The 11,871-nt window shown below is 68.1% G+C and carries 8 protein-coding genes; 2 read left to right on the top strand and 6 right to left on the bottom strand.

Going from position 1 to position 11,871, the window contains the following annotated elements; genetic code table 11:
- Positions 1 to 2: 2 nt before the first annotated feature.
- Complete coding sequence (locus tag ACH4EB_RS33415; RefSeq protein ID WP_398352000.1) at positions 3 to 2,378, bottom strand: Helicase associated domain protein; 2,376 nt, start codon at positions 2,376 to 2,378, stop codon at positions 3 to 5.
- A 176-nt stretch (positions 2,379 to 2,554) separates the two neighbouring features.
- Between ACH4EB_RS33415 and ACH4EB_RS33420 the strand changes: the two genes are divergently transcribed.
- Complete coding sequence (locus tag ACH4EB_RS33420) at positions 2,555 to 3,592, top strand: TniQ family protein (protein WP_398352001.1); 1,038 nt, start codon at positions 2,555 to 2,557, stop codon at positions 3,590 to 3,592.
- A 41-nt stretch (positions 3,593 to 3,633) separates the two neighbouring features.
- Here ACH4EB_RS33420 and ACH4EB_RS33425 read toward each other — a convergent pair whose 3' ends face one another.
- The 5 genes from ACH4EB_RS33425 to ACH4EB_RS33445 form a co-directional block, all read right to left on the bottom strand.
- Positions 3,634 to 4,464, bottom strand: coding sequence for a hypothetical protein (locus ACH4EB_RS33425; protein ID WP_398352002.1), 831 nt, complete (start codon positions 4,462 to 4,464; stop codon positions 3,634 to 3,636).
- 298 nt (positions 4,465 to 4,762) lie between these two features.
- A complete protein-coding gene (locus ACH4EB_RS33430; protein WP_398352003.1) occupies positions 4,763 to 5,338 on the bottom strand; it encodes a transcriptional regulator in 576 nt (191 codons plus the stop codon).
- The gene (locus ACH4EB_RS33435) at positions 5,339 to 6,895 is read right to left on the bottom strand and encodes a helix-turn-helix domain-containing protein (protein ID WP_398352005.1); all 1,557 of its coding nucleotides are present in this window, start codon (positions 6,893 to 6,895) and stop codon (positions 5,339 to 5,341) included.
- On the bottom strand, positions 6,892 to 7,179 hold the full coding sequence (locus tag ACH4EB_RS33440) for a helix-turn-helix domain-containing protein (protein ID WP_356865570.1): 288 nt from the start codon (positions 7,177 to 7,179) through the stop codon (positions 6,892 to 6,894). Before ACH4EB_RS33440 ends, ACH4EB_RS33435 begins: the two co-directional genes overlap by 4 nt.
- Positions 7,180 to 7,307: 128 nt before the next feature.
- Positions 7,308 to 7,709: a hypothetical protein gene (locus ACH4EB_RS33445; protein ID WP_388841712.1), complete on the bottom strand. Its 402-nt coding sequence runs from the start codon at positions 7,707 to 7,709 to the stop codon at positions 7,308 to 7,310.
- A gap of 234 nt (positions 7,710 to 7,943) precedes the next feature.
- Between ACH4EB_RS33445 and ACH4EB_RS33450 the strand changes: the two genes are divergently transcribed.
- Complete coding sequence (locus ACH4EB_RS33450; RefSeq protein ID WP_398352008.1) at positions 7,944 to 11,846, top strand: hypothetical protein; 3,903 nt, start codon at positions 7,944 to 7,946, stop codon at positions 11,844 to 11,846.
- The last annotated feature ends 25 nt before the right edge of the window (positions 11,847 to 11,871 follow it).

Consider the following 11,871-nt stretch of genomic DNA (forward strand, 5'->3'; position numbering starts at 1 on the left):
GTTCAGGGTGTGCGGTGCCGGTGGCGTGAGATCCAGCGCATGTCGAGGGCTTCCAGGGCGTCCAGTTGTTCTCGCGAGAGGGCCTGCGGAAATCGCCGTTTCTCCGCGAGCCACCTTCCCAAGGCGAAGCCGTCTTCGCAGGTGTAGTTGTAGGGAACGTCCAGGTGATGGTGGCGGCAGCGGTAGGCGTAGGCGGCCTTCAATCCTCGGGCGAAGGCCCGTTGGGAAGCGCCGCGCGGGCGGCGCAGCAGGAGGGCCAGGGGGTGCTCGATGGGGAGGTCGCCCATGAGGTGGCGCTGGTAGTCCTCGAGCTTGTCGAGGTTGTCGATCTGCTCGGCCAGCCATTGGGTCAGCACAGGGGCGGCGCCGGTGAGTTGGTGCGGTCCGGGGAAGACCAGGGTGTTGTCGCGTGCGGCCGCGTGGGCGCGGGCGTAGGTGCGTTTCCATTCGGGTCTGCCTTTGGCGTTCCACCAGGGGTAGATCTCGTTCAGGGCCCGCTGGTAGCAGTGGGGCAGGCGGCGGCTGTTGGCTTCCTTTCGGCTGTCGGCGAGCCAGCGGCCCAGGTGCATGCCTTGGTGGTGTTCGGCCCACCGGGGTGCGAGGTGTCCGTGGCGGGCGACGTAGTCGCGGGCGATGAGGAGTTTGCGCTCGATGCTGTGCGGGGGGTGCTCCCAGATCATGCCGAGGGTGTCCAGTGCTGCGATGCGTTCGGGCAGGAGCAGGCCGTTCTTGCGCATGGAGCGCTGTGCGCCGATCCACCAGCCGAGGTAGAAGCGGCCGTCGTGGAGGCAGCGGCTGGGGACGTCGAGGTGGCCGTTTTGGAGGTAGAAGTCTGTGGCGACCTCGAAGGCGGCCTCCCATACGCGGTTGGGGGCCATGACATCGTTCAGGTCGAGGACCGGGATGATCTCGTCGGCACGTTCCGGGCGCGGGGCGATCTGGGGGATGGCGGTGGGGTCGCCCGGGTACCGGAAGTGGTCGACGAGGTGGAAGGTGTGCTCGTCGTAGACGTCGAGGTCGATGAGGACCCGGTAGATCAGGTGGAAGGCGGTTTTCTTGACGGCTTCCTCGAGGGTTTCGCCAGGTGCCATGTAGATGGGGATGACGATGGTGGAGATCTTGTTGTCGCCTGGGGTCTGGCGCAGTGCGCGTCCGATGGACTGGATGATGTCGATGCTGCTGGTCTTGGGGTGGGCGAAGAGCAGGGAGTCGATGGCGGGGATGTCGACGCCTTCGGCGCAGCAGCGGCAGTTGGTGAGGACGGCCCGGCGGGGCGGCTGCTGTGAGGCGGGGGTGTTGAGGGGCGCGGAGGCGAAGTCGGTGTAGTTCTTGTGGCGTTCGAAGGGGGTCTGCCTGGAGCTGACGGAGCCGACCTGCATGGGCGTGTGGTAGGCCGGGGGCATGAGGGTCGCGGTCTCGTGGAGTGTTTCGGCGAAGACGTCCGCGGCGGCGATGCAGGGGTGGAAGGTCAGCGTGCGGCGCAGGTCGTAGCGGTGCTGGGCGACCAGCAGGGCGACTTGGGCGGCTGCGGCGCGCAAGGCTTCGCCGGTCCAGGTGTGTGCGGGGAGCCGGTTGAGGAGGCCCCGCAGGTCTTCGTCTCTGATCACGACGCCGGCGATGCGGTAGTCGGCGAGGAGCCCCTCGTCGATCGCCTCTCTCAGGGAGATGCGGTAGACGACGGGCCCGTAGATGCTCACGTCGTCCATGGAGGCGATGACGGTGTCCGCGTTGATGCCCTTTTCGCGGGCTTTCTTCTCGTCGAAGACACGGGGCGTCGCGGTCATGTAGAGACGGTGGCGGGCGGGCAGCTTGTCGTCGTGGTGGATGCGGGCCCAGGGCTTGTCGTAGTCACCGGCGGTGCGGTGGGCTTCGTCGGCGACCACGACGTCCCAGCGGGGCAGGTGGAAGTCGCGGTGGGCTTCGACGACCTTGTCCAGGGAGTCGTAGGTGCAGAACACGTTGAGCGGTCCTGGGGTGTCGGCTGCCTGCCAGGCCAGGTCGTCGGCGGTGTTGACCATGGTGAGGACGCCAGCCAGGTACGGGTCTGCCGGGTGGCTTGAGGAACAGACACCGAGGTAGCGGCCGGGACGTCCTTCGCTGTGCCATTTCGCGGCGGTCTGCTCAAGGAGTCGCAGGGAGGGGACTGCCACCAGGGAGGCGCCTTCGGGTGCGGTTTCCTGGACGACGTGCAGGGCCACCAGGGTCTTTCCGGTGCCGGTGGCCATGTAGACGCTGACACGGCGGTAGCCCTCGATGAAGCTGCTCGCGGAGGTGTCGACGGCGATTTGCTGGCCTCCGCGCAGGCGGGTCTTCAGGCGCGAGGCGGTCGCGGGGGCGGGGGCGGTCGTGTCCGGGCGGATGCGTGTCGTCGTGGCCATGGTCCTCCCCCGGGTGACGGTGTGCACAGGCGCCTGGTCCACAGGGTGGAAGGAGTGTGCGAGGCCGTGGCTGGGCGTTCGCCGTGGTTCACCTGAACGAGTGTCGGTGTTCTTGACCGCCTGCTGGCGGGCCGGTCACGGTGATTCTTGGTGACGGCTTCGGCGGAAGGGCAGCGGTGCTGGACGTTCCCGGTCTGTACGGGCCTCGCTGGCCGCTGCCGCTGCGTGTGGGGCCGGTGGCGGGTGAGTCGACGGGGTCGTTCGTGAACCGGCTCGCGCACGCCAACGGCCTGAGCCTGGCTGCTTTCCTCGACCGCGTCGGGCAGGGCGAGGCATCCGCGTACCCCGAGCGGGTGGAGAAGTACCCGCAGTCCACCGAAATGTATGTGAACGAGGCGGGGCTGCGCTATCTGGCTGTCCTTGCTGACCGTGCGGCTGGTCTTCTGCAGCAGGATCTGCCCAGCCTGGGCGCGGAGCACCTGCTGCCAGGCGAAGAGGCGGCGCAGTGGAGGTGGCGCTGGGAGCCTGTGGCGGGGCACCTCGTGCGGTACTGCCCGCTGTGCGCTGATGCCCTGGGTGTCGGTGAGACGGTGTGGCTGATGTCGCCGGACAGCTGGCAGGTCTGCGTGCGACACGGTTACTGGTCGGACGACTCCCGCGGCCGCGGTCCGGACTTCGTGCAGCTGGCCGAGCTGCCCGAGACGGTGACGGCGCACCAGGTGCGGCAGCAGCTGGCCGAACGGTGGGGGCCGGCCGGCGAGGAGTTGTTCGCCGATGCCTTCCAGGTGGCGGTGTACTGGTGGACGCGGATGCCGGACACCGTGTGCTGGGTGCGGCGGGCCTGGACGGCTGGGCTGGACGCGCGGGAGATGCGGGCGGCCCCGCTGGTGATCTACCCGGAGGCCGCGGAACTTGCGCACGCCATGGTGGACTTCGAACGGGCGGGGCGGCGGGACGCGGCGGACCGGTCCCGATGGCTTGCGGGCGTGGAGCAGTTGATGGCCGGGTGGGGAGTGGACGTGACTGAAGGGCGTCAGGCGCTGCTGATGTGGCTGGGGCGCCACCATAGGGGGCTGCCCGCGCCGTCCGGTCCGGCGGGCGGAAGCGGGCTGGTGCTTGGGGTGGGGCACGGCCGAATCGCGTCCCAGACCGGTCCGGTGAGCCAACGCTCGTGCCTGACCTGGCAGTTGGGCATGGCAGCCGCCGACATGTAGGCCACATCCGAGCGGGGGCTCAGAACCGTATGGTTCTGAGATTATCCGGGCAGGTTGATGTCCATGCGCACCGCCGCAGCAATGGGGGCACCTCGCTGACTGAAGACGCGTCGCAGTCCCTCATTGTCCGTTGCGTCGTCGACTACGTAGCCATCGAGACAAGATAGCACTCTGTCAACCACGAATTCGGGAAGACGATAGCCCACTTGTCCGTGCCCATCTCGCAGCTCCCCATAAGAAGGGGCATAATTCCGTGAAAATTCACGAGTAAGTAGCCGAAGGGCCTCTCCTGAGAGTACGCGCGCCCCCACATCTGGTGGAGCAATCGGACGCTCCAGCGGGATAGCTACCGGGATAGATGCTTGCGTCGGTATCGAGTGAGGGTGATACAGCAGATAATGAACGGGGAGATTGTACTCTTTTTCATAGTGCGAAATCGCTTGCCACTGGGTGTCGCCCACCTGAAGGGCTTTGTATCGGCAAGCCTCGTCAAACCGAAACGTACGTGACCCCAGAGAGGCGGGGAACGAAGGGCGCATCAGCGATCCGAAACCGCCAGGGCGAGTGATCCCTTCATCCTCGATAAATTCAGATTCCCTGGGATAGAGGCGCTTGCTCTGCAGTAGCACCACCTTGGTACGTAGGAGAGTGTTATCGAGTCGGAAAGTGACGATGAAGCCGATATCGGCAACTTCCCACCGATCCCAATGTCGGCCACCGCCAACAAAGTGAACATCAATATCGACGAGGGTACCGGATGGCAACAGATGAGGGCCCTGCGCTTCGGCGACTGCGTCTACGAATGCGAAGTCGAGGGTCTCCTCATGCACGGTCGGCATGCGGTCGAGCCTCGCCGTTACGCGTTCGTTCACGTCGAAAAAGACACCCCGTACGTATTCGATGACGTCGGGCGATAGCGGAATGGGTGTTGCCGTTGGCATAGCCCTCCAGAAGCGGCGAGCGCCGAGGTTGCCTCGGCCGGTCCTGGAACCAAGGGTAGATCCAGAGGCGGCCGCAAGCAGCGCTTCTCGCTGCTTCGAGCGGTAGTTCGGAGAAGACCTCTGGGCTATGAGCCCGGCGAGCTACCGAGTTGCTCCACCCCGCGCCGGTGAGCACCGCCGGACGTCAGGGCGGCGGGTGCTGGAGACCCCTTTTGCCGGGCGCAGGCTGCTACGCGGCGAAGCCGATGTTTTTGACGTACTCGTACTGGCCCCACTGGGAGCCCAGGTCGGGCAGGACATCGGCGGTCCAGGCGTCGTCCAGGCCCTGGTGGTCGCTGGCCGCCCAGGACGCGACGATCTTGTCCCAGCGGCGCACGTTCATCGTCCGGTGTGCCACGACCCGCTGGAGCTGGCGCGGCACGCCGGACTGGTCGAGGGGGTGGATCTCCACGCGAGTGCCGCGGCCCTTGCGGTTGAGGCGGGCGGTGAGGTGGCGGGCGACGTTGCGGCGCCGCACCGCCCGGTAGGCGGTGTCGATGCGTTCCAGGTTGGCCTTCGAGGGACGGCGGGTGCCCTGCATCCATGCCTTCAGCGTCCGGTCGCTCACGGTCAGTCCGGCGTCCTTGGCCGCCTGCCAGGCCCTGTCCGACGTCGTCAGGTAGTGCAGGCGTGCCATCAGGCCACGCCTGGCGGTCACCGGGGTGGCGATGTGAGCGGCGAGCCAGTCGAGCTGGCGAGCGACGGCTTCGCTGCCCTTGATCCCGCTCGCGCCGAACTTCCCGAAGTCGATGTTCTTCTCCGGCATCTACTGCATCTCCCCCGTGCTGGCTTCGGCATCGGTTCCGGCGGTGTACGTGTCTTTGACCTTGACCTCGGTAACACCGCGGCCTTCAGGGAAGACACGGCGCCAGTCTCCGATGACGTGGAGCTCGTCGGTGCCCATCGCCCGCACGACGGGCAGTCCCGCGTCGTGGGCCTTGAGTGCCTTCATCCAGAGGTTGGCGAAGGCCTGGGAGCGGATGATGTGCATCCAGTCCGGGCGGTAGAGCTCCCGGTTGTAGTTCGACTCCCCCATCGTGGAGACGAACTTGGAGTACATCGCCTTCACGTACTCCAGCGTCAGCCCGTCGCCGTCAGCGATCGCGGTGTCGCGGGCGTCCTTGAGGGCGATCCGGAACTTCTCCAGGAGGTTCTCGGTGGCGCCCGAGGTGTAGGACTCGTGGATCTCGGGCGGCTCGCACAGGCGGTGCTTCGGGCCGGACAGGCGCAGCAGCAGGCGCAGGGTCGGTTCGGTGACCCACAGGGGTCCTGGTTCGTCGCGCTGGCCGATCGGGTTGGGCAGCACCGCGTCGTGCTCCCAGGCGGGCGGGGTGATCAGGTGGACTCCGGCGCGGCGCCGGTCGTGTGCGAAGCCCGTGGAGTGTTCCAGCTGGCCGAGCGGGAGGTGGGTCTTGAGGGCCGAGAGGTAGGCACCGTTGATGTCGAGCGCGGTGACCTCGTGCTTCCCGGGCGGCAGTTCGGTCCGCGTCCACTTGGGGCGGGCCTCCCAGATCTGGTCGGCGCCTCTGGAGGTCTGCTTCTTGAGGATGTCGGGGATCCAGGGGTGGGCGATCACGTCGTAGCGGGCGCCCTTACGGGTCTCGTCCAGCAGGCGCATCGCGTCCGGGATCGCCCGCTTCAGCAGTACGGCGCTCGCGGCCTCAACATCGCCCTGGTGCTCGGCGAGCACGGCGTGCACCGCTTCGTGGATCAAGCCGGCCGGCCCGGACGGCTCCTGGAACTCCCGCCCGCGCGGGACCGTGTCTTTACCGCTGGCCGGACGGGGCGGGCGGGCCGTACGCGGCACTTGGGCCTGGGCAGATGGCGCGGTGGGCGAGGGCTTCGGGGTTTGTGCAGGGGCTGCCTGGCAGCCGGAGGGGTCCAGATGCTGAGCGAACCCCGCCACACGCTGCTGGGCCGGACGCCCGCACAGCACACACGGCTCGGGCACGGCGAGCGACTCCACCTCGTCCTCGTCCTGGCCGGGTTCCGTCGACGGCGTAGAGGCGACGGCCGCCGCAGCAGTGCCTGATGCCGCGGACGGCTCCTCAACCGGCTCCGCCGTGGTGGTTTCGGTCTCGGTGGTGAGCTTGGCGTTCAGCCCGTCCAGCAGATACGCGTACTTGGTGCGGACCTCACCGGCCGGGTCCCGGCCGTTCTCCCATCCACTGAGGGTGGACGGGCTCACCCCGAGCGCACGGGCTACCTGCGCCTTGGACAGCCGGGCTCGCTCCCGCAGCTCGCGGCGTACCTGGCAGGGCGGGAGTTCGGCCTGCGGGCCGACGGCGTCGAGGAGCGAGTCGATCGCGTCGAAGTCACTCACCGGCTCGCCCCCTTCGTCTCGGCCCGGACGGAACGGTGCCGGTCGGCGGGCAGCGCCTCGCATGCTCTGGTCGGACCCGCAAGCAGGTCCAGGGCGCCGATGCCGTAGTGCTCGGCCAGGACATCCACGTCGCGCAGGCTCCACGAAACGGCACCCGACTGCCGGCGCGACACCTGCGTCTGCGTCAGCCCCAGCACTGCCGCGACCGACCGCTGCGAGTCACCCGTCACCTGCATCAACGCGGCCACCGTCAGCCGCAACGACTCTTCCAAGGTCAATCCCACGCCCTCATTGTATCCGAGTCGATGCAAATTACGCATGAATATCAGCGAATTGCTTTCAGTGATGCACAGAAGCTTCATCACCCTGCTCGCGCGGGCCCTTGCTACGGGTCTCTCCTCAGGCCTGCAGGTCAGCGATACGGACCGTCTTGTTCACGCGGAATCCGGCGGGCCGCGCGCCGGGCGTCCCGCCTCGCCTGACGTGCCTCTTCGACCGCGCGGTCGGACAGACACCGCGGGCACACGAGGTCCAGGACACGGCGGCGCAGGGCCCGGCGCAGCCGGGGCCCGGGAGGCAGCGACCACCCGCGGCAGTGACGGTGCACCGTACGTGCGCGGGTGCCCAAGAGCGCGGCGACCACGGACGCGTTGCGGGTGTAGGCGGCCAGGAGGAATGCCATCTGCGCCTGGTAGCCGGCCGGGAACCGCGCGGCCAACTCGGCCTGCTCCTCCGGATGGAGGAAGGCATCATGGCGCTCGCAGCGCGGCGCCTTCCTGTTGGTGCGGGCGATGCCCGGCGAACTGGTGTTCATGGCCTCAGAGCCTGCCCGGGGCCGTCTGTGGACAGCGGGCGGCCGGTGCGGCCGTTCTGCATGCGGTGGGTGACAGGGATTCCGGTGCGTCACCCGGGCTGATGCTGGGTGGCTGTCCGCATGGTGCCCAGGTTGGCGTCCGGGTTACGCCTGTGCCGTTGTGGCGCGATGATGGCGTTGCGGTGCGGCAGAGGTGGCCGTGCGTACAGCCCTCTTACGTTTGCGGAGTCACCCGTGTACGAGACTGCGAGAGCCGCCCTGCAGGAGCTCGAGAACGATCAGGTCTTCGAGCGGGTGGCGTTGCATGTGCTGCGGGTTCGTTTTCCGCAACTGCGAATCACCAGTTCCACGGGGGATCTGGGTCGGGATGCGTTCGGCCGTCCCTTGTTCGGCGAGAACGACCAAGTCGTGCTGTGGGCGAGTCTGCAGCAACGGTGGACGGACAAGCTGAAGTCCGAGCTGGTGAAGAACGCCAAGCACAGCAGGCGGGCCAAAGCGATCTACGTGATGAACCGCTCGACCAACGAGATCACCAAGGAGAGGTGGAGACAGAAAGCACGCACAGAGTACGGCGTTGATGTGGAAATCGTCACTCTGGCCGAACTGGTCACCGAACTGGAAACAGACGGCTTGCGGTGGGTGGCCGAGCTCGAGCTCGGTGTGCTTCCGCGGGCTCCGCGCAGGCTGTCGACGTGGGCGCAGTACATCGACGCCCTGTCCGTGTCGGTGCCCGGGATGACCGCGCCCTTGGTGGGACGCGAGGCGGAGATGCAGGCGCTCAGAGCGGCATTGGCTGACACGAATCCGGCAGCGCGGGTCGTGGTGGTGGAGGGTGCGGGTGGGGTCGGAAAAACCCGTCTGGCGATCGAGGCGTCGAAGTCGGTGTCTGCGGTTCTCGTCGCGCCCACCGGTGTGTCGTTGGAGGCCGGCGCGTTCACGGAAGCACCGGTCGATGCTCCCCTGGTTGTTCTCATTGACGATGCCGACCGCGCCCCGGATCTGAGCGGACTTCCCGCGCTCCTGCACGACGGCCGTTTCGACCGCGTGCGTCTTGTCCTGACGGTGCGGCCCGGCCGTCACCTGGGGGTGCTGCAGCGCTGGAACATCGAACGCTGGGGCGGTGCTGTCGTCCCGCTTCGTTCCCTGGACAGAGGAGGCATCGACGCGCTTGTCACCGGGCGGGGGATCACGAATCCGGCCTTCCGTGAAACCGTCATCAATATGGCTCAGGGCAACCCGCTCATCGCTCATGCAGCCTGTGAAGCGGGGCTTGCCGCAAACCGGTTCGACTGGCCGAGCGCGGCCGATCTGCTGCGGGTCACCGTCGGGAGGCGTCTACCGGCCGACGACCCCGCACAGGAGCACCGGGCCGCGGCGGTGGCGCTGGCGGTGCTGGGCACGGTCACCAGTGGGGAGGATCTCGCCGTGCTGGCTGGTGCGGTGTCGACGCTTCCGCCGGAGCCGCACCGGTTGTCCGTCCTGCTGGATGAGCTGGCCGATGCCGGGCTGGCCGATTCTTCGCCGTACTCGGTGCGCCCTGCCCTGCTTGCCCCGGTTCTCCTCGCCGACGCGCTCGATCCTCACGCCCGGGTCCGGCTGGACGTGGACCGGGTGCTGCAAGCAGTGGCGGGAATGGCCGGGCTCGAGCTGGACGGGCAGTCCGTCACGTCCGCTGGCCGACACCTGGAATTCGGTGCGTCCCGGCTCGGTCCTCAGCTGAACGTCCTGGCCCAGGCAGCACACGACCGGGCAGACCATGTGGTGGGTGCTCGGCTGGCTGCGGCTGTCCGCGCGCTGCTGCCGTCCGAGGCGCATCTGGGCGAGTGGGCGGCTGTGGTCGGACTGGCCGGTGAAGTGGCCGTGGCCGCCCCCACTATCTTCGCGGACCTGCACGAGATGTTGGTGAAGCGGTGGCCGCCGGATCCTGCACCCCGCTTGCTGGACGGCGGAGACCCGGTTGCCCACTACCGGTACGGTCTGCAGCACTTGGGCGAGCGGTTCGCTCAGCTCGCCCACCGCATCGGGCTCGATGCGGTACCCAGTCCGGTCAGCCTGCTGCTCGATGTGGCCTGGTTGATGGAACCGGCCCTCCACGTGGAAAACTCTGACCGGCGCGAGGGGGTTCTGCGTGCCATCGGGCAGTGGTGCTCCGCGCCGGCCCACGCCCTGCCGCAGCAGTTTGACGCACTGTTTGAGCGGCGTCGCGAGGTCCTGCGGGTCATCGCCCGGTGGCACCGGGACCGGGCTGCCTACCCTCCGCAGGAGCTGGACGCTGGGGAGAGCGCCATCCGTGGCCCCCTCAGCCTGGCGCGCGTGCTTCTGGGAGCCCTCCAGCCGCTGCTGCGCCTGACTGTGGAGAGCACTGGCGGCACACCCGAGTCAGCGAGCACCATCTCCCTGCACGCCACTGTGCTGCCTGACCGCCCCGAAACCCTCACCCTGTTGCGCGAGGCGCTCATGCTGCTCGCCCCGCTGCTGGACGAACCCACAATGCGCAGTGGTGAAGGCTTGCCCGTACTGCACACGCTCGTCTCCCTGCCCGGTCAGTTGCGTGGCGAAGGAGCGCGGCCGATGGCGTTCTCCGGCGTGCCCCTGGCCAGCCATGCGGTCGCCGTATTGGACATCGCGGCGGGAGAGTTCGGCGAACAGATCGCCGCGCGGTGGGACTCGCTTCCTTTGGCGGTGAGGCGCAGCGCAGCCCAGGCTGTGCTGGGACCTGACCCCCGGCCTTGTTCCCTTGCCGGAGCAGCGGAAGCCGGGGATGCGGTGGCAGCCGTGGCACTCGCGGACACCCGACTTGGCCGTCTCCTTGTGCTGCAGCCACTGCGCAGCCACGCTCCCTGGCGTGAGGCGCTTGAAGATCAGCAGCGCGCCGCACAGCAACTCGGCAGCGAGATGGATCTGCCGGAGGCGCTCCGGCTGCTGGAGGAGACCGGCCCGAATGTCACGGGCGTAGCAGTCAGCGCGCTTCCTGCCTTCACTCGGGCGGTCGGAGCTGCGGCCCCGGATCCCCAGCCGGCGTTCGAGCGGATAGCCCAGGCGCCGATGGCCGGCGAAGGTGCTCTGCTGGCGGGACTCGCACAGCGTCACCCCGATGCCGTGTGGTCCTGGATGGAGGAACGGGTGGGCGATCCGCGTCTGGCCGCTGCGGCGCTGTCTTTCGCCCACGAGCACCCAGCGCGCGAGCCCCGCCTGTTCGACTTGATCCTGCAGGCTGCCTCGGCGGCAGGGGGTGAGGGCGCGGCCCGCTTGGCGGGGAGCCTGACGTGGCATTTGGTCGCGTGCAATCAGCCGCTCGCCCAACGCATGGCCGTCCTTGCCTTGCTGGCGGAGCAGTGCCCTGCCCCGGCTCTTCCCACCACGCTCGAGGTGATCGGTTTCTTGCTCCAGGAGGCGCGCAAAAGCAGCCTTCGCATCGATACCGCCGTCGCCGCGAAGTACGCGGATGGGCTGCGCCGTCGGTTCAGCGAGTCCGATCAGATTGCCGCGACCGTCGACTTCGACGAGGACACGGCCTACGGTGCCGCCGAGATCGCCTCCTCCCTGCCGGAGGAGTTCGCCGCCGTCGCATCCGGGCAGCTGCTGGCCGTCGACGGCAGATCCGGCCTCCCGCTCGCTTGGAAGCGGTCACTCGAGAAGCTCCCTCCGTCGGCGCGCGAACGGCTCGTCATCGCCTTCCAACGGAGGATGGGGGAAGCCCGCGCTGCGGCGGGAGTCAGTGCCCGTGTCGATCTGACGGCCGCTGGGGTTCTGACGGTGCTCGGTAACGGAACGACGGCCTGGGCCGACATCCTGCGGCAGTGGGCGTCCGGGGCACCAGCCCAGCGTCGGCAGGCCGCGGCCGCCGTCCAGCACTCATGGCAGGATCCGCTGTGGGCAGAGATCATCTCGGTGCTTCTGTCCGCAGGCGTCGACGCAGCCACTAAAGACGCCCTGCTGGCGGGTGTCGTCCTGCCCGGTATGACAACCGATCTTCCTGATGCACTTCAGCCCCGCCGGGAGGCATTGTCCCCGCTGCGCACAGACCCGACCGCTGCTGTCCGCGCTTTCGCCGCCGACGCCCTGCACAGCCTCGACGTCCTCGAAGAGGAAGAGCGTCGGCGGGAAGCCGACTTCGACCGCGGATACCGCACCTGAACCATCCTGGGTCGGTGCGGTCCTG

This window comes from Streptomyces sp. NPDC018045 (assembly GCF_044327445.1).
In the GTDB taxonomy this organism is placed as follows: domain Bacteria; phylum Actinomycetota; class Actinomycetes; order Streptomycetales; family Streptomycetaceae; genus Streptomyces.

Bases quoted from the DNA above. Each gene is read 5' to 3' on its own strand.
- ACH4EB_RS33430 (WP_398352003.1), bottom strand. From the start codon at position 5,338: ATGCCGGAGAAGAACATCGACTTCGGGAAGTTCGGCGCGAGCGGGATC.
- ACH4EB_RS33445 (WP_388841712.1), bottom strand. From the start codon at position 7,709: ATGAACACCAGTTCGCCGGGCATCGCCCGCACCAACAGGAAGGCGCCG.
- ACH4EB_RS33415 (WP_398352000.1), bottom strand. From the start codon at position 2,378: ATGGCCACGACGACACGCATCCGCCCGGACACGACCGCCCCCGCCCCC.